The sequence below is a fragment of the Tenacibaculum aquaeponti genome, assembly GCF_057221555.1.
In genome coordinates, this window is the sequence record NZ_CM170147.1 from 2,886,826 (window position 1) to 2,906,742 (window position 19,917).

Below are 19,917 nucleotides of genomic sequence, written 5' to 3' on the forward strand. Positions count from 1 at the left end.
GTTATCTTTAACAAGAAAAGAATAAAATTAATCATGTAATTATGAAATCGCTTTTTACTTACCTCTTATTATTTTCAGTAGCATTTGGTTATGCTCAAAAAAACTTTCACGGAAAAGCTGTGTATAAATCGAAAACTTCTTTTGATATGAATCAATGGGGAAATCGTCAGTTATCCGAACAACAAAAGAAAAGAATCATGGAAAGAATGAAGAATATGTTAGAAAAAACATATACGCTTCATTTCAATAGAACTTCATCATTGTATGAAGAAGAAGAAAAATTAGAAGCACCAGGTGGAGGAAGAGGAGGTTTTCGTTTTGGAGGTTTTTCTAGTGGAATTCAATATAAAAATACACAAGACAAAAAGTTTTTAGAAGAGAGAGAGTTTTTTGGAAAGAAGTTTTTAATAGAAGATCCGTCTGAAATGCCAAAATGGGAAATGAGTGGAGAGCAAAAACAAATAGGAAACTATTTATGTTATAAAGCTACCATGGTAAAAAAAACTGATGAGTTCGATTGGCAAAATATGAGAAGAAGAGGAAGAGGTAGAAATAGAGATAAAGATAATAAGAAACCTGATAGTGCAAAAGTTAAAAAAGTTACTGAAGATTTAGAAATACCAAAAGAAATACTAGTTACGGCATGGTATACACCACAAATTCCTGTAAGTAATGGCCCTGGAGAATATTGGGGGTTACCAGGTTTAATTTTGGAAATAAATTCAGGAAAAACTACAATTTTATGTACAGAAGTAACTTTAAATCCTAAAGAAAAGAAAGAAATAGAGCCTTTAACTAAAGGAGACGAAGTTACAAGAGAAGAGTATAATGCTATAGTGAAAAAGAAGATGGAAGAAATGAGAGAAATGTGGAGAGGCAGAAGAAGAGGTAGGTCTTAGTAAGTTTTATGAATTAATCAAACTTTAATAATGAAAAAAATATTTTTTCTGGCGATCGTAATGGTTGCCTGTTATACTAGTGCCCAAATTAAACTGACAGGGATAGTAAAAGACAGCATTGGAAACCCGCTAGAAATGGCAAATATGTTGGCTATAAACCAAAAAGATAACAAAGTAGATTCTTACGGATTTACAGATGCTTTTGGTAATTATAAACTGAATTTGCAGAAAAATGCTAGCTATATCATTAAAGCGAGTTATGTAGGAATGAAAACAGGTGAGTTTAACGTTAGCACTAAAGAAAGTGATATTAAAAAAGATATTGTTTTACTTTTTGATAATACTTTAGATGAAGTAGAAATTATTTCTAAAATGCCTGTAACTGTAAAAGGTGATACAATTGTGTACAATGCAGATTCCTTTAAAAGCGGAACAGAAAAAAAGCTAGAAGACGTACTAAAAAAACTTCCTGGAGTAGAGGTAAACGATGAAGGAGAAATTCAAGTCGAAGGAAAAACAGTAAAAAAGGTAATGGTAGAAGGAAAAGATTTTTTTGATGGAGATTCTAAACTTGCTACTAAAAATATTCCAGCTAATGCGATTGATAAAGTTGAGGTCTTAAAAAATCATAGTGAAGTTAGTCAGATGAGTCGTGTTACTGATAATGAAGATAATATTGTTATAAATCTAAAACTAAAAGAAGGAAAGAAGAATTTTTGGTTTGGAGAGGTTTCTGCGGGAGTAGGAATGGCAACAGAAGATAGCCGATATATCGTACATCCAAAGCTATTTTATTACAGTCCGAAATATAGTTTAAACTTAATTACAGATTTTAATAATATTGGTGAGGTTCCATTTACACGTAGAGATTACTTTAAGTTTACTGGTGGATTTAGAGGAGCCGGAGGAAGAGGTACAGGTTTTAATGTAGCGTCATCTGATATAGGTTTCTTAACACTTCGAAACAACAGAGCTAAAGAAATCGAATCAAGATTCGGAGCAGTGAATTTTAGTTATTCTCCTAAAAAGAATTGGGATTTAAGTGGATTCGGAATTTACTCTGGATCAGAAGTAGATATGGAAGAAAATACAATAAGAAATTATATCAATGAAAATGTTGATGCTTCTGCTTTGCCGCCATTCAATGGAACAGATCCAAATTCGATTAGATTTATTAATACTGAAGAAATAAATAGTGTTTCTAAACAAAGGAGTGATTTAGGTTTACTAAAACTAAGTTCAAGTTATCGCCCAAATACCGATAATCAATTTGATTATGATGTTTTCGCTAAAATTTCAAATCAAGAAGAAATACAAAGTTTAAATTCTACACGTACCTATTTAAATGATGCAGATGAGTCTATTCCAATTCATCAACTATCTAGTCAAAATCCGTATTCAATTAGTCAAAATTTGAATTATTATTATACATTAAACGACAGTAATATATTTGCTTTAGAAGCTCAATATTTATGGCAAAATGAAGATCCTTTTTACAATGCTGAGTTAGAAAACTTATCTTTTTTCAATGTTCTAGGTTTAGTTGATGAAAGTCCTGTTCCTTTTGATGTTTCTCAGAATAAAAGAGTCAAAACAAATAAATTAGATGCTAAGTTAGATTACTTTTATGTGATTAACCCAAAGAGTAATTTAAATGTAACTTTAGGAACTACTGTAAGTGATCAGCAATTCAACTCTAATATTTTTCAAGTTTTAGAAAATGGAACAACGAATTCTATAAGTAATGTAAACTCAATTAATGATGTAAATTATACTTTCGATGATTATTATGCTGGTTTACATTATAAGTTTATTACAGGAATATTTACTTTTAATCAAGGATTTACAGCACATCAGTATTCAGCAAAAAACACACAACTAGGAAGTGTTTTTGATAATAGTTTTACAAAATTATTACCAGATGCTTCTATAAAAGTAGCACTTAAAAAGTCGGAAACTATACGATTAAATTATAGTCAACAAGTAAGTTTTACAGATATAAATAGAGTTGCAGAAGGTTTTGTATTTAATAATTACAATAGGTTGTACTCAGGAAATAGAGAATTAGAAAGTTCTTTATCACACAATGTAAACTTGAGTTATTTCAGTTTTAATATGTTTAATTACACAAACATTTTTGCTAGCGTAAATTACAGTAAACTTATAGATGCGGTAAAAGGATTAACTACGTTTAATGGAGTAGATCAAGTATCAACATCAATCAATTCTATATTCCCAGATGAAACAATTTCAGCGAATGCTAATTTTCAAAAGAGTTATCGAAAATTTAAAGTTACAGTCGGCGGAAATGTAGGTTATTCAGTTTCAAACAACCTGTTTTTTAATCGTTTTACAAATGAAAATGAGAATAGAGAGTCAAATTCATTTACTCAAGCTTATAGAACAAGGTTTAGTACAAACTTTAGAGAGTTTCCAAATTTTGATGTAGGTTATAATGTAAGTATTAATAGGTATGATCAAGGAGGAATTGTAAATACATTTACTACACACAGCCCGTTTATTAATTTCGATGCTTTTATCACCAGAGATTTAATATTTAATACAAAATACACCTATAATAACTACAGAAATCAATCTGAAACACTAAATGATTTTAGTTTTTGGGATGCAAATTTAACTTATCAAAAGAAAGATAGTAAGTGGGAATACAAAATGATGGTGACAAATATTTTAGATACAAAATCTTTAAATCAAGATAGTTCTAATACCATTTTTAATAGCTCTTCAGCTTACATAATCCAACCAAGATATATTACTTTTTCAGTAAAATATAATTTATAATTATTGTTTTAATCAACAAAAAGGACGAGGTATTCCTCGCCCTTTTTGATATATAAAATTAAGAATGCTATTTAATAATAACTTTTCTTACTTCTGTTTTATCATTTTTCACAACTTGTAATAAATATAACCCTGAAGTTATATTATTATAATTAAGTTGTTCAGCAAATTTGTTTGTAGTATTACTAAATTCTTTATTTCCTACTAATCTACCGCTTAAATCAAATAATTGAACTTTTACTGAACTTAAAGCTTCAATATCAAAGACTAAATTAAAAGTTTTGTTTTCTGAAGGGTTTGGGAAGATACTAAAATTTGCAAAGTCAATAACTTCTCCAGTTCCTGCATTCGGATTGTTAATAATTGTAAAATTTGTTGGATTTACATTGTAAAAGATATTATCCACAGCTTCAATCATTATTCTAGCCTCAGTCGTAGCCATATTAGGAATAATAACTGTTTCTATTCCATCATTAGGAGTATTATCAATAATCACAGTTGGAAAAGTAAGACCACCATCTGTAGATAATTTAATGCGTACATTTTTACAATTTATAGGAGCTTGATCTGTTGTAGATTTATCCCAAATAATAGTTTGAGCCGTTGCTCCATCCCAGCTAACCTCTGTGTTTGGAGATGTAACGGTAAAAGGTTTAGCATCTATAACTGTAACTTTCATGTCATCAAAAGCAACAGCTCCACCATTAGGTTGATTGTCTCTTACAGTTAATGTGAAATTCATTTCTCGAGCTACTTCAGGAATAACTTCCCAAAAAGAGAAAAATTCACCTGAAACAATAGTTTCTAATTTAGGTAAATATCTGTTAGGGATAGTTGTTGGAGTAAAAGATCTAAATGATGCCCCACCTGTACTTGTTGAAGAAGGAGGAGAGATGACAATTTCATTATCAACTTGTTCCCAGCAATATGTTAAGTTAGCAGAAGTGTTGTTATCAGATCCATTACCTCTTAATATTAAAGGTGTTCTTTTAGGTACTGTGTAATCTAAACCAGCATTAGCTGTAGGAGCGGTATTTCCCGTACTTGAATTCGAACTGCAAGGAGTGCTATTTTGAATAAAACCAAGCATCTCTTGAATACTTATTGTATGAAAATAGTCATCACTATTATTTTGAATATTATTAGGGTGACAGATGCCTGCGTATGCCATAATTGTAGAGCCACTTCCTGGTTCAATAGCAGTTTCATCATTTCTGTTTCCACCGATACAACTTCCAGTATTACCATTAAACGTATGATGCCCGCCAAATTGATGTCCTAATTCATGTGCAACAAAATCAATGTCAAAAGGATCATTTATAGGAGAATTTAACCCAGTCATAGCCCCAGCTTTAAAACCATTAACACAGACTGATCTAAAACGAGCAATTCCACCATCTCCAGTAGCAAATATATGTCCTAAATCATAATTTTCGGAACCAATGATGTTGTCACATAAATTTTGATTTTGATCGATAAGTGCAATAGAATCATCATTGTCTAAATTGTCAGAAACAGGGTCAAGATTGATTAAAGGATTAGTTCCACCAACTAAAACGATATTCATATGTACAGATAAATCTCTTTCGTAGATTCCGTTTACTCGAGCAATAGTTGTATTCATAGCAGATAAAACTGCTGCTTTTTGTTGAGTTTCAGTTCCTGAACTTAAACCTTGCTCATTTACATGGAATTGAGAATATTCACCAGTACAAGCTAAAGCCAATCTATATGTGCGTAATGTTCCATCATTTATTATTTTTTTATCAAAATAATGAATAGATTCTTGAATTTTGTTTTCTTCGAGCACTGTACACCCAGGATTAGAATTATTTTGATTTAAATCAGATCTATTAAACAGTATATAAACCGAATTGTCTTTTGTGTAAGGGTTTAGATAATATGTTGGTTTATCTAATTTATATAAAGTTATATGAACACCATCGCTACCAATACTTAATTTACCAGTGGTTTTTTTATCTAGTTTACTTATAATTGAATATGATTTGATAAAGTCAAATTCAGGGGCTAAAGATTCTGAAAAATTAGAGCTTTCTTTAATAAAGAATTCAGAAATATTATTATTAGTATCAGGAAGCAGAATTGTTTTTTCTGTCCCTCGACTTTTTAAATTCAGTTGGTTTTTAAAGTTATTAATATTTAATGAAAATAAACTGTACTTCTTAGGTAGATGATTAGTTTGTTTAGTTTTTTTTGTTAACAAACTAGAGTTATTTGGGTTTATTTTTTCCCAAGTATTCTGTGAGTTTACAACATAAATACTAATAAAAAGCAGTAATAGTGTTTTTTTCATGAAATTTTAATTTGAGTGTTTTACGATTTTAATTACTTGTTTTATGGTAAATAAATATAGGACTTTAACAAATGTATAAATAAAAACGCTGTATTGATAAAAATATTCTAGAAAGGAAAATTCAATTTAAATTATATAAAAAAGAGCGCCTTAAGCGCTCTTTTAAATTATTTTATAATTAGTTTTTTTGTTGTTTGTTGATTCCCGTTTTCAATTTGTAACAGATATAGACCAGAATTTAGTTTTTCAAGATCTAATTCTGTAGTAAACTTATTTGAAACATTTTTGTACGCAACATTTTCAACCAAACGTCCACTAAAATCGAAAACCCTAAGTTTTACTTCTTCTGTATTTAAAACATCAAAGGATACATTAAATTTACCATTAGAAGGGTTTGGGAATAAATTAAAATTATTGAAACTAAAATCTTCTACAGAAGCAGTATTGTTAATAACGTTAACTGTGTAATCTTCTGTTTCTCCCCATTCAGATGAATGATCTGTATCACAAGCACCATCAGTAAGAATAAAGGTATTATTGTCAAAGTACTGAATTATTACACGCATTCGAGTGTTTCCATTAATAGCATTTGAAGGAACTGTAATGTCTGCAGTTCTAGCTCCTGGACTTGTTAAACTTCCTAAGTCGTATCTTTCTGTACTTACATCGAAAATAAAATCTTGATTCCAATCAATAAAAACATAACAGTGATCTCTATATCCAGCAGGATCGAAAGATACACTTACAGAGTAATTATCACCTGCATTAATATCTGTTGAAATTGATGTATAGTCTATATATCCATCAACAGTATCATTACCACTAGTGTTATTAATTGTATTAAATGTAACATTAGTGATATGTTCATTTCCTCCAGCTTCATCAGTAAAAGTAGAAGTACAATATGAAGGATTGTTAGTTGTAAAGTTAAATGTACTTGTGTAATTTCCTTCTCCACATGCGTTTTTTCCTCGAACTCTCCAAAAATATTGTGTTAAACCATTTAAAGGAGGAGTAATAGAGAAAGAATTAGTTACAGAATTAATATTAAGTATAATATTATTAAATGCATTATCTGTAGCTACTTGTATGTCGTAAGATTCTGCTTCCGCAATATTTTCCCAAGATAAATTTGGAACTATACTAACATTAGTAGCTCCGTTAGATGGAGCAGTCAAATTAAAACTAGAAAAACTACCATCTGATATTTCTAATTCTGCATCAGTAGATTGATTAACAGATGTAGAAGTACCGTTAATCGTTAAATTGTAGCTATTAGGGGTTATCCCGTTTAAGTTAGTAATAGTCATTTTTACATTTCCGTCACTATTTATAGTATTTGGTGTAAAGGTAACAGAAGCTCCTGAAGGAACGTTACTAGCGTTAAATGAAACAGTTTCATTAAATCCATTAACAAAATCTAAATTTAGATCGTATTCTACTGTATTATTACCGGAATTACAAGTTATTTGTTTAGAAGTGGTATTGTTTAATACAAAAGTTGGAATATTAGAGACTATAGAGAAATTACTAGAATTAACATTATAAAAAATATTATCTATTGCTTCTACCATTATTCTAGCAGAATTAGTTACATTGTTAGGTACAGTTACATTGTGTGAGCCATCATTTGGAGTATTTTCTGCTAAAACTATAGGAAAAGTATTTCCTCCATCAGTTGATAGTTTGATTCTAACATTTTTACAGTTTACTGGAGCTTGGTCTGTTGTAGATTTATTCCATGTAATAGTTTGTGTGCTACCTGCATCCCAAGTTACTCCGGTGAGTTCTGAAGTTACAATAAATGGATCAGTATCAGATACTGTTATTTTCATATCATCCGATGCTGTAGCACCACCTCCAGTTTGGTTGTCTCTTACTGTTAAAGTAAAATCCATATCTCTTGCCACAGATGGCATTACTTCCCATTGATCAGATACAGCTCCTGATAAAACTATTTGCAATCTAGGTAGATACCTGTTTGGAGAACTTGTAGGTGAATATGAACGGAATGTTGCTCCTCCTATACTTGTAGATACCGGTGGTGAAACTACAATTTCATTATCAACTTGTTCCCAACAATATGTTAAACTAGCACCAGAATCAATATCAGAACCACTACCTCTTAGAATTAGTGGAGTACTTTTTGGAACAATATAATCTGCCCCTGCATTAGCTGTAGGAGCAGTGTTACCTGTATTTGTAGTGGAAGCACAAGTTCCTCCTGTTTGAATAGTATTCCAAATTTCTCCAATACTTATTGCATGAAAATAATCATCACTATTATTTTGTACATTCTTTGGAGTACAAATTCCTGCATAAGCCATAATGGTAGTTCCACTTCCAGGCTCTATAGCAGTAGTATTATTTCTATTAGCACCTGCACAACTACCTGTGTCACCATTAAAGGTATGATTAGCACCAAATTGATGTCCGAATTCATGAGCAACAAAGTCTACATCAAAAGAGTCTCCTGTAGGAGAAGATAAACCTGTAATACCCCTACCTTTTTCACCATTAAGACAAACACCTCCTAATGAAGCTAAACCACCACCACCAGTAGAAAAGTTATGTCCTATATCATAACCATTTCTACCAATTTCATTATCACACAGAGTTTGATTTTGATTTATTAATGTAGTAGCATTATTATTATCTAAATTGTCAGTAGCAGGATCTAAGTTAATTAATAAATTACTTCCAGCGATTAAAACAATATTCATGTGTACAGCTAAATCTCTTTCAAATAACCCATTAACTCTAGCCATAGTTGTATTCATAGCAGATAGTACAGCTGCTCTTTGTTGCGCTGCTGTAGCTGAAGATAAACCTTGTCTGTTTACATGAAACTGAGCGTATTCTCCAGTACACGATAAAGCTAATCTATATGACCTTAGGGTTCCATCATTAGGATTTCTAGTACTTAATTTATTTGAATAAGGAATTTTAACATCTTTTAATAAATTACATCCAAATCCTGAACTAGGTTTGTTAATATTAGCTCTACTGTAAGAAATATATGTTTTATTATTTTTGGTATAAGGATCTATGTAATGTGTAGGTCTTTTCCCTGAATATAGCGTAACATGAACACCATCTATTCCTATAGACAATTTACCAGTTTCGCTTTTGTCTTCATTGTTAACGATATTATAAGAGGTAATAAAACCATATTCTTTAGCTACTGGTTCTGTAAAGTTTGAAGATTCAATAATCTGATAATTTATAAGTTCGCCTTTGTGATTTGGTAGCTCAATAGTTTTATTTAATCCTCGAGATTTAAGATTTAATTCTTTTTTGAAATTCTCGAGATCTAAGCTAAAGAGGTCAAATTTAAGAGGGTTCGTATCTCTCTCTAATAATTGGTTACTTCTAAAAAATAACTTATCAGAATCTATTTTTTTCCAAGAACTCTGTGCGTTAGCTATACAAAAAGCTAAAAAAAGTAGAAGAAATGTAATTTTTCTCATGGGGTGAAATTTTTTAAAAAACAATAAAAAACAATAAAAAACAATAAAAAAACATACAGTAGTAATTTATTGATTCTTAAATAAAAAGGTTAATTAAAGAGCACTTAAAGCGCTCTTTTAAATTATTTTATAATTAGTTTTTTTGTTGTTTGTTGATTTCCGTTTTCAATTTGTAACAGATATAAACCTGAGTTTAATTTTTCAAAATCTAATTCTGTAGTAAACTTATTTGAAACATTTTTGTATGCTACATTTTCAACCAAACGTCCGCTAAAATCGAAAACCCTAAGTTTAACCTCTTCGGTATTTAAAACATCAAAAGATATATTAAATCTACCATTAGAAGGGTTCGGGAATAAACTAAAATTATTGAAACTAAAATCTTCTACAGAAGCAGTAGGATTATCTACAATAGTAAAGTTTGTAGAATTTACATTAAAAAATATATTATCAACGGCTTCAACCATAATTCTTGCTTGAGTTGTTGGTAAGTTAGGGATAACAACATCTTGAGAACCATCGTTAGGAGTACTGTCAATTAAAACGGTATCGAAAGTTAATCCTCCATCTGTTGAAAGTTTAATTCTAACATTCTGACAATTAATTGGTGCTTGATCTGTTGCAGATTTATCCCAAGTGATTGTTTGTGTAGTAGCTCCATTCCAACTCACAGCTGTACTAGGTGCTGTAACTTTGAAAGGTAGTACGTTAACTACTGTAACGACTACGTCATCTCTTGAAGTACCACCTCCGCCAAGATTGTTGTCTCTTACGACAAAAGCAAAATTAAATTCTCTAGCAAAAAAAGGTAAAACTTCCCATTTAGATTGAGTTTTACCTTGTAAAACAGTTTCTAATTTAGGAACGTATCTTGTTGGGGTACTAATAGGAGGGAAAGAACGAAATGCAGGTCCAGACGTACTGATATCTGATGGAGGAACAATTGTAGGTTCATTATCAGTTTGTTCCCATGTATAAGTTAATCCTGTGTTATTGGTGTCATTTGCTTCACCTCTTAAGGCAAAAGGTGTTAATTTAGGTATTGTATAATCGCTACCAGCATCTGCAGAAGGGACATTATTTGCTGTGCTTGTAAGATTAGCACAAGAAGTTGTCTCTATGAAACTCCAAATTAAGGACAAACTAACTGCATGAAAATAATCATCACCTCTATTTTGGACATTATGATTAGAAAACCTATCGTTACATCTACCTGCATAACTCATAATAGTTGAACCACTTCCTGGTTCCACAGCAGTAGCTTGTGATCTATTCGAATCATCACAAACTCCTGCATCTGCATTCCATGTATGAGGAGTCCCAAATTGATGTCCAAATTCATGAGCTAAAATTATATCAAACCCATCACCAGATGGAGTAATGTTTTCAGTAACTCCTCCAGCTTTAAAGTTTCTGTCACAGACTGAATTCAAGAAAGCAACTCCGCTACCTCCAGGGTTATCCGCTGCTAAAATATGGCCTACATCATAATTATTAGTTCCTATTAAGTTGTCACAAAGGGATTGGTTTTCAGTTAGTAAAGTGGAAGTGTTGTCGTTTGTTAAATTATCTCTACTAGGATCTAAAAAAATTAAAGGATTGTCGCCACTAATTAGTACTATTTCTAATTTTACACCTATTTCTCTTTCAAAAATTCCATTTATACGAGCAATTGAGGTATTCATTGCCGATAAAACAGCAGCTTTTTGTTCGTTTGTACTTCCTGTTGAAACACCTTGTTGATTAATATGAAATTGAGCGTACTCTCCAGTACAAGATAAAGCTAATTTATAAGTTCTTAAGTTACCATCATTCAAAGGGATAGATTTTCGTTTGTTGAAACTAACCCTTTCATTAAATTCACTTTCAACTTCATTTTTAACTTTACATGAAAAATTATCTTCTAAAATATTATTATTTTCTATTAGAAAACTAATATAAGTTTTGTTATCTTTTGTATAAGGATTAATTAATAAAGTAGAATGATTTCCAGATTTTAGTGAAATATTTATTCCATTAGAACCAACAGTTAATTTACCTGTTTCGGTTTTATCTTTAGTACTAATTATGTTGTAAGAGGTAATTAAACCATATTCTTTAGCTACTGGCTCTGTAAAGTTTGAAGATTCAATAATCTGATAATTTATAATTTCGCCTTTGTGGTTTGGTAGCTCAATAGTTTTATTTAATCCTCGAGATTTAAGTGTTAATTTTTTTTTGAAATTTGCAAGATCTAAGCTAAAGAGATCAAATTTAAGAGGATTTGTGTCTCTTTCTAATAATTGGTTACTTCTAAATGATAAGTTTTCAGAATCTAATTTTTTCCAAGAACTTTGAGCATTAACTATATTAAAAGTTAAAAAAAGTAAAAGAAATGTAATTTTTCTCATGGGGTTAAATTTATAAAAAACAATAAACGAAATAGTTAAGTTTTTGTTTACTACTTGTTTTGGGTTAAATCGGGAGGTCAATATTAGTGTATAAAAAAATAATAACACGTTTTTTTAACACTCCTATTGGTGTTTTTGATTATTCCTGGAAATTCTGATTGGTTAGGGATAGCATCTAAATTTTATAAATTAATTTTTTTCCACGAAATTTGCTCAAACTACACCAAACTAAAATAACTATAAAATGTTAAATATTTTATAACAGATTACAAAAATATGAATAAAAACATCTGTTTAGTAGATTTATCTCAAAAAGATTTCAAAGATACTTGGGATTTACAAACAAAAACCTTACAAAGTATAGTAGATTTAAAAATTAAAAATAGAAGAGAGGAATTAAATATTCCTACTTCAAACTATTTTTTATTTGTTGAACATCCTCATGTTTATACTCTTGGGAAAAGTGGAGATATAAAACACCTTCTGTTAAATGAAAAACAATTAGAAGAGAAAGAGATTTCTTTTTACAAAATTAATAGAGGAGGAGATATCACATATCATGGACCAGGGCAAATAGTCGGTTATCCAATTTTAGATCTAGAAAATTTTTTTACAGATATTCACAAATATCTACGTTTACTTGAGGAAGTAATTATTAAGGTTATTGGTGAGTATGGTTTAAAAGGGGAAAGAAGTCCTGGTGAAACAGGTGTTTGGTTAGATGTTGGAACTCCTTTTGCAAGAAAAATTTGTGCAATGGGAATCCGAACAAGTAGATGGGTAACGATGCATGGTTTTGCATTGAATGTAAATACCAATTTGGGCTATTTTGATCATATTATTCCTTGTGGAATTAATGATAAATCAGTTACTTCTATGGAAGTTGAGCTTGGTGAAAAGTTAAATATAAACGAGGTTAAAGAAAAAATACTCTTCTATTTTAAAGAACTTTTTGAAGTAAATGAGTTTATTAAAAAAGCGAGCTTATAATATGCTCGCTTTTTTAATATTAGCTATATTTATATAATTACTTTCTAGCTTTAATATCGAAAGAGAACTGGATAATATCGTTGATCGCTTTATCTTTTAAACTATCAAAGAACTTACCAGATGCATATTGTACTCCAAAATCAGTTCTATCAACTCCAAAAGTATCACTTTTTAAAGTAACATCGTTTCCATTTTCAGTTAACGTAGCAGGAATTGTAATACTTTTAGTAACCTCTTTAATGGTTAAGTTACCAGTAATGTGTAGTTTACCATCTTTAACCTCAGAACTAGCAACTACAAATTTTGCAGTAGGAAATTTTTCAGTATCGAAAAAATCAGCAGCCTTTAAATGTCCTTCTAATTTCTCTTTACCTTTTCCAGCTTCCAAATCCGAACAAGAAATAGAGTTCATATCTACTGTAAACTCACCAGCTTTTAAAAGACCAGCTTCAACATCAAATAAACCTTTTTCTAGTTTAATAGTACCGTTGTGTGCATCTCCAACTTTTTTATCTCCTTTCCATGTCATTGTAGATTCAGCAACATTTACATTGTAAGAATTGATAGGGTTAGTTATTTTTTTCTCAACTTTAACTTCTTCTTTAGTTTCTACTTTTTTTTCACTCTTACAAGATGTTAAAGCTATAGCTACTACTGCTAATGATAAGATTAGTTTTTTCATTTTTAGATTGTTTTATGTGTATTTAAAATTTATATTCCATGGCAAATATATTTATTATTTCTTGCCTGAAGAATTATTTTTTGTCTTTTGTGTCTATTACAATGGTTACTGGTCCGTCATTTAGTAATTCTACTTTCATGTCTGCTCCAAAGATTCCTGTTTGAACTTGTTTACCTAATTGATTTTCGAATTCTTTTACAAATTTCTCATACATAGGAATTGCGATATCTGGCTTAGAAGCTTTAATGTAGCTTGGTCTATTTCCTTTTTTTGTTGATGCATGTAAAGTAAATTGACTTACCACTATCGCTTCGCCATGTGTTTGTAATAACGAAGAGTTCATCACATTATTTTCATCATTAAAAATTCTTAGGTTAACTATTTTTTTTGCTAACCATAAAATATCTTCATCAGTATCTTCATCTTCAATACCAATTAATATTAACAATCCATTTTTAATGCTTGAAATAACTTTATTTTCTACAGTAACACTTGCTTTTGAAACTCTTTGAATTACAGTTCTCATAACTTAATTATTGTCTTCCAGATAAAATATCAGTTCTATAATTTTCTTCTTCACCTTCAATTATTTGTAAATAACTTTTGTAACGAGACCAAGAGATTTCTTCATTTTCTAAAGCATCTTTAACAGCGCAACGAGGCTCGTTTAAGTGAATACAGTTGTTAAATTTACAATCTTGTTTTAAAGCAAAAAATTCAGGAAAATAATCACCTAATTCATCTTTTTCCATATCAACTACTCCAAAACCTTTAATTCCAGGAGTATCAATAATAGAAGCATTAAAGCTTAAATCGAACATTTCTGCGAAAGTTGTAGTGTGTTGTCCTTGTTTATGCTGATCAGAAATTTCTTTTGTTTTTAAATTTAAAGAAGGTTCTATATAATTTACTAAAGTAGTTTTACCAACACCAGAATGTCCTGAGAACATACTTACCTTATCAATCATCATGTTTTTTATTAAATCAACATTTTTACCTGTAGTAGCAGAGGTTTCAATACATTTATAACCAATTGGTTCGTAAATATCTTTTAAGTATAAAATTTCTGCTTTTTGTTCAATTGTATATGTATCTATTTTATTAAAAATAAGAATAACATCTATAGAGTAAGCTTCTGCAGTAACTAAAAAACGATCGATAAACGTAGTGAATGTAGGAGGATTATCAATAGTAATTAGTAGAAAAACTTGATCTATATTTGAAGCAATTATATGAGTTTGTTTAGATAGATTTACAGATTTTCTAACGATATAATTTTTTCGTTCTAAAATATCTGTAATAATTCCTGTCTCCTCATTGTTTTTTGTTTCAATTGTAAATACAACGTGATCTCCTACAGCAATTGGGTTGGTACTTTTTATACCTTTTATTCTGAATTTTCCTTTGATACGACATTTATAAAAGGTGTTATCACTCTTAACCCAATACCAGCTTCCTGTTGATTTATATACCGTTCCTTTCATAAAACAAAGATGAGAATAAATTAGCGAATCTTAACTATAAGATTATACGGTTAAGTCATTTATTTTTTGAGGAATGCTTCCTTTTTCTCCTAATCGAATTATACCAAAAATAATGTTTGCAATAATTCCAGGATTTGTAATTAAAGAAGCTATTTCTGAAACATTATGATCTCTTTTAGTTATTAATATTTGAATTTGATTCTTTGGAGAATTAGCTAGATTCTCAGCAAAACCCCATGCACCATCTCTAGCTATTTCCATACTAAAATTAACCAAAAAGTTATCAAATTTACTAGTGAGTTTTAATATTTTTCTTAAAAAAGGCCAAATTGTAGCTAAGTCATTTTCAACATCCGATACCAAAGAAGAGAGAATTGTATTTATTTTATTGAAATCGTTTTTTAAGCTTTCAATGTTTTCTCCTTTAGTTACTTCGTAGGCAGCTATTCCTAAATCTAAATTAATGTGCGCATTCATTCCTATTAATAAATGCTGTAGTACAATCGGCCAAAATTTTTCAGATAAGTTAAATGCTTTTTCCCAAGATTGAGTTATAGGGATGTTTTTTTTAAAATTATAATAAGCATCAATATACCTTGTCGCAAAAATTACATCTAGTTTTTCCATTCTAGGTCCATCATCAAAGAATCCTTCGGCAATACCTTCTTTAACTTTTATAGTAACTTTTTTATAAAGAGCAGCAAAATAACCAAGAGTAGAAGAGGTTTGTTTAGATTCGGTAATGATGTTTTCTAGTGTGTTGATAACATCATCGATTGTATTGATGGTTCTCATAGTCGGTTGATTTAGATGACTAAAGAAAATAAAAAAAGCGCAAAACTGCGCTTTTTTTATCCGTTAATAATCTTTTTCTGATGATTAATACTTTCTTGGTGAATTGCTTTAAATATTTTTAAAACAAATTCTTCACTTAAATTATTTTCTTCACCTTCTAAAATCATTTTGCCTAATATTTCGTTCCAACGTTTTGTTTGCAAAATAGCGACATTTTTTTCTTTCTTTAAAGAACCTATTTTATCAGAAATTTTCATTCTTTTTCCCATCATTTCGATTAATTGGTGATCTACCACATCGATTTGAGTTCTTAAAGTATTTAGTGCATTTTTGTAATCGGCTTCAGTATCTGTTTCCTTTCTGATTTTTAAATCAATCATCATTTGGATAAGAGTAGCTGGTGTTATTTGTTGTTTTGCATCACTCCAAGCATTATCTGGATCATAGTGAGTTTCTACCATTAATCCATCAAAATTTAAATCTAAGGCAGTCTGACAAATATCAAAAATGATATCTCTTCTACCAGCAATATGAGAAGGATCGCAAATTAAAGGTAAATCTGGATAACGATTTTGTAATTCGATAGGAATTTGCCAGTTTGGATTGTTTCTATATCTCGTTTTCTCATAAGTAGAGAAACCTCTATGAATAGCTCCTAATTTAGTAATTCCAGCAGTATAAAAACGTTCAAAAGCTCCTAGCCATAAAGGTAAATCTGGATTTACAGGGTTTTTAATTAAAACGATCTTGTCAGTTCCTTCTAAAGCATCTGCAATCTCTTGAACGATGAAAGGACTTACTGTTGTTCTTGCTCCAATCCAAAGAATATCAACATCGTGTTTTAATGCTAATTCTACATGGTTTTTGTTGGCTACCTCTGTAGTTGTTAACATTCCAGTTTCTTTCTTGGCAGTTTCTAACCATTTTAATCCTAAAGCACCAACACCTTCAAAATTTCCAGGTCTAGTTCTTGGTTTCCAGATTCCAGCTCTTAAAACCGTAGCATCACTATCTTTTAATTCATGAGCAATTTTTAATACTTGATCTTCAGTTTCAGCACTACATGGACCTGCTATTACTAATGGATGATTAAGTTTGAAATCATCTAACCATGTTCTTAATTCTTTTTTGTTTTCCATTGTGAATCTCGTTTAATGAAGTTCTACTTCTTGTATTCCGTTTAAAATTTGTTTAATATGATTGGTATTTTCCATCTCAGTGTATATTGCTGAGAAATTATTCTTTTCTAATAATGATTTAAAATATTCTAAATTTTGAATGTATTCAGTTAAGGTTTCTATGACATTTTCTTTGTTTTGCTCGAAAATTGGAGTCCACATTGCAGGTGAACTTTTTGCCAAACGAACTGTAGAAGCAAATCCACTTCCTGCCATATCGAAAATATCTCGTTCGTTTTTTTCTTTTTCGATTACTGTTTTACCTAACATAAATGAACTTATGTGTGATAAATGTGATACATAAGCAATATGCTTATCGTGAGAAACAGGATCCATATATCGGATTCTCATTCCTAAGTTTGAAAAGATCTCTAAGGCTTTCTCTTGAAGTTTAAAAGCTGTTTTTTCAACTTCACAAATAATATTTGTTTTACCTCTGTATAAATTGTTTAAAGCTGCTGAAGGACCAGAAAATTCTGTTCCCGCAATTGGGTGCGTTGCTAAGAAATTTCTTCTTTTAGGATGTTCTTTAATTACTTCACAAACTTGTTCTTTGGTAGATCCTACATCAAAAACTAAACAGTTTTCAGAAACAATATCTAAAACTTTAGGAATTAAAGTCAAAGAAACATCTACAGGAACAGAAACAACAACAATATCTGCATTCTTTAATTCTTCAAAAGAAGCATCTTTATCAACTATACCTTTTTCAATAGCTTCATTAATATGAGCTTCATTATTGTCTACTCCAAATAGTACTGCTTCAGCATATTTCTCTCGAATATCTTTAGCTAAACTACCACCAATTAATCCAATTCCTATAATAAAAACATTCATAATTTTCTTAATTGTTATGATTTTCCAATCGGTTAATAGCTTCTTTAATTTGATCTTTATTTACGCATAAAGAGAAACGTATGTATCCTTCTCCTTGCGAACCAAAAATAGTTCCTGGTGCCGCGAAAATGTGATACTTATATAGCAATTCATTAATAAACTCTTCTGTTGTTTTTCCTGATGGAAGTTTTGCCCAAACAAAAAGCCCGCTTGTATTTTTATTAAAAGTGCAACCTATTTTTTCTGCTAATTGAAAAACAAGTTCTTTTCGTTCTTTATACAATTCGTTTTGTTGTTGAATCCAACTTTTAGAAGTTTTTAAAGCTTCTATAGCTCCTTTTTGTACTCCATAAAACATTCCTGAGTCCATTTGTGTTTTTACTTTGAGTACTTGGTTGAGAAAATTAGCGTTTCCTAACAACATTCCTACACGCCAACCCGCCATATTAAATGTTTTACTTAAAGAATTCAATTCTAAGGCCACATCTTTAGCTCCATCCAACTCTAAAATACTAGTTGGTTTTTCATTTAAAATGAAACTGTACGGGTTATCATTTACAATAAGAATACTATGTTTTTTTGCAAACTGAATTAGTTTTTCGTAGGTATTCTTTTTTGCATTTTCACCTGTTGGCATATGTGGGTAGTTAATCCACATTAACTTTACTTTAGAAAGATTTAAACTTTCTAATTCATCAAAATTAGGTTGGTATCCATTTTCTTCTGAAAGATTATAGTACACAGTTTCTGCACCAATAAGATTTGTAACAGAAGTATACGTTGGATATCCTGGATTTGGAATTAAAACTTGATCTCCTTCGTTTAATAAAGCTAAAGAGATATGCATAATTCCTTCTTTACTACCCATTAAGGGAAGCACTTCATTTGAAGGGTTTACAGTTGTGTTGTAGTGTGTTTTGTAAAATAATGAAATAGCTTCTCTTAATTCTGGGATTCCTTGGTAACTCTGATATTTATGAGCACCATTTTCGTTAATTCCATCTGTAATAGCTTTAATAACTTCTGAAGGTGGTTGTAAATCTGGACTTCCAATTCCAATATTAATAATTGGTTTTCCTTCAGCTATTAACTCTCTAACTTCTCTGAGTTTTCTTGAGAAGTAGTATTCTTGTACGGTATTTAAACGATCTGCAAATTGTATCATGATCTTCCGTTTTTATATTCTCCTAATATTTTAAAATCTGTAGCCATTATCTCTATAATTGCTTTGGCTTTAGCGTAATCGTCATAAGTATCGAAAGTAACATCAACGAAAAAAGCATATTTCCAAGGTGTTTCGATTTTTGGTAACGACTGAATTTTAGTTAAATTCAGTTTACAATCGCTCATTACATTTAACATTGCAGCTAAACTTCCTCGCTTATGATCTAATTCGAATTTTAACGATGCTTTATTAATGTTTTCTTTTCCGTTTTCTGGATTAGATGTCTGTAGAATTACAAAACGAGTAGCGTTATTTTTAATCGTTTGAATTTCATCTTCTAAAACTTCTAAATTGAAAATGTTTGCGGCCATTTTTGGAGCAATTGCAGCTACACCTTTTAATTGTTTATCAGCTATTCTACGAGCTATTGCAGATGTGTCTACATCCTCAACTAATCTGATATGACGATGTTTTTTAAAGAATTCTTTACATTGTAACAACGCCATTGGATGAGAACAAACTTCACGAATTTCTGTTATAGATTGATTCGGTAAAGCCATTAAATGATGATGAATAGGTAAGTAATATTCACCTGAAATATGCAAGTTGTATTTATCTATTAATGCATAGTTAGGTATAATTGAACCAGCAATGGTGTTTTCAATAGCCATTACTGCTTGTTCGGATTTTTGGCTCGTTAAACTTTCTACAAGAGCATCAAAAGATAAACATTTTTCTAAGATAATGTCTTCTTGATAAAACTTCTCTGCAACAATATGATGGTTGCTTCCTTCTATTCCTTGGATGGCTATTTTTTTCATTTTAATCCATAAAAAAAAGCCTCGAAAATCGAGGCTTTATAGTTTATATAATTTAATGTTATTTTTTAAATTTATGATACAAAGCCTCTC

General features: G+C 30.3%; 14 protein-coding genes. 3 read left to right on the forward strand and 11 right to left on the reverse strand.

Annotation, left to right across the window (positions count from 1 at the left end; all coding sequences use genetic code 11):
- Nucleotides 1-41: 41 nt before the first annotated feature.
- A complete protein-coding gene (locus AC2TEO_RS13070; protein ID WP_442265255.1) occupies nt 42-899 on the forward strand; it encodes a GLPGLI family protein in 858 nt (285 codons plus the stop codon).
- 30 nt (nt 900-929) lie between these two features.
- Nucleotides 930-3,701 carry a TonB-dependent receptor gene (locus tag AC2TEO_RS13075; protein ID WP_442265256.1) on the forward strand — a complete coding sequence of 924 codons (2,772 nt, stop codon included), beginning with the start codon at nt 930-932 and terminating at the stop codon, nt 3,699-3,701.
- A gap of 67 nt (nt 3,702-3,768) precedes the next feature.
- Here the strand turns inward: AC2TEO_RS13075 and AC2TEO_RS13080 are convergent, their stop codons facing one another.
- From AC2TEO_RS13080 to AC2TEO_RS13090, 3 genes are all read right to left on the reverse strand, one after another.
- The gene (locus tag AC2TEO_RS13080; protein WP_442265257.1) at nt 3,769-6,015 is read right to left on the reverse strand and encodes a reprolysin-like metallopeptidase; all 2,247 of its coding nucleotides are present in this window, start codon (nt 6,013-6,015) and stop codon (nt 3,769-3,771) included.
- 167 nt (nt 6,016-6,182) lie between these two features.
- Nucleotides 6,183-9,485 (reverse strand): reprolysin-like metallopeptidase, encoded by a 3,303-nt coding sequence (locus AC2TEO_RS13085; RefSeq protein ID WP_442265258.1) that lies wholly within the window; start codon nt 9,483-9,485, stop codon nt 6,183-6,185.
- 122 nt (nt 9,486-9,607) lie between these two features.
- Nucleotides 9,608-11,875: a zinc-dependent metalloprotease gene (locus AC2TEO_RS13090; RefSeq protein WP_442265259.1), complete on the reverse strand. Its 2,268-nt coding sequence runs from the start codon at nt 11,873-11,875 to the stop codon at nt 9,608-9,610.
- 276 nt (nt 11,876-12,151) lie between these two features.
- On the opposite strand from AC2TEO_RS13090, the gene lipB reads away from it, so the two are divergent.
- Nucleotides 12,152-12,865, forward strand: coding sequence for a lipoyl(octanoyl) transferase LipB (gene lipB / locus AC2TEO_RS13095; RefSeq protein WP_442265260.1), 714 nt, complete (start codon nt 12,152-12,154; stop codon nt 12,863-12,865).
- A gap of 37 nt (nt 12,866-12,902) precedes the next feature.
- Here lipB and AC2TEO_RS13100 read toward each other — a convergent pair whose 3' ends face one another.
- The 8 genes from AC2TEO_RS13100 to AC2TEO_RS13135 form a co-directional block, all read right to left on the reverse strand.
- The gene (locus AC2TEO_RS13100) at nt 12,903-13,547 is read right to left on the reverse strand and encodes a YceI family protein (protein WP_442265261.1); all 645 of its coding nucleotides are present in this window, start codon (nt 13,545-13,547) and stop codon (nt 12,903-12,905) included.
- A 73-nt stretch (nt 13,548-13,620) separates the two neighbouring features.
- Complete coding sequence (gene dtd / locus AC2TEO_RS13105; RefSeq protein ID WP_442265262.1) at nt 13,621-14,073, reverse strand: D-aminoacyl-tRNA deacylase; 453 nt, start codon at nt 14,071-14,073, stop codon at nt 13,621-13,623.
- Nucleotides 14,074-14,080: 7 nt separating this feature from the next.
- A complete protein-coding gene (gene rsgA, locus AC2TEO_RS13110) occupies nt 14,081-15,031 on the reverse strand; it encodes a ribosome small subunit-dependent GTPase A (RefSeq protein WP_442265263.1) in 951 nt (316 codons plus the stop codon).
- Between the two features lie 42 nt (nt 15,032-15,073).
- Nucleotides 15,074-15,826, reverse strand: coding sequence for a DUF5995 family protein (locus AC2TEO_RS13115; RefSeq protein WP_442265264.1), 753 nt, complete (start codon nt 15,824-15,826; stop codon nt 15,074-15,076).
- A gap of 56 nt (nt 15,827-15,882) precedes the next feature.
- Nucleotides 15,883-16,965, reverse strand: coding sequence for a chorismate mutase (locus AC2TEO_RS13120; protein ID WP_442265265.1), 1,083 nt, complete (start codon nt 16,963-16,965; stop codon nt 15,883-15,885).
- A 12-nt stretch (nt 16,966-16,977) separates the two neighbouring features.
- Nucleotides 16,978-17,841, reverse strand: a complete 864-nt coding sequence (locus tag AC2TEO_RS13125) for a prephenate dehydrogenase (RefSeq protein ID WP_442265266.1) — start codon at nt 17,839-17,841, stop codon at nt 16,978-16,980.
- Nucleotides 17,842-17,848: 7 nt separating this feature from the next.
- On the reverse strand, nt 17,849-19,006 hold the full coding sequence (locus AC2TEO_RS13130; protein WP_442265267.1) for a pyridoxal phosphate-dependent aminotransferase: 1,158 nt from the start codon (nt 19,004-19,006) through the stop codon (nt 17,849-17,851).
- Nucleotides 19,003-19,827, reverse strand: a complete 825-nt coding sequence (locus tag AC2TEO_RS13135) for a prephenate dehydratase (RefSeq protein WP_442265268.1) — start codon at nt 19,825-19,827, stop codon at nt 19,003-19,005. The genes AC2TEO_RS13130 and AC2TEO_RS13135 overlap by 4 nt, the downstream gene beginning before the upstream one ends.
- Nucleotides 19,828-19,917 lie beyond the last annotated feature (90 nt).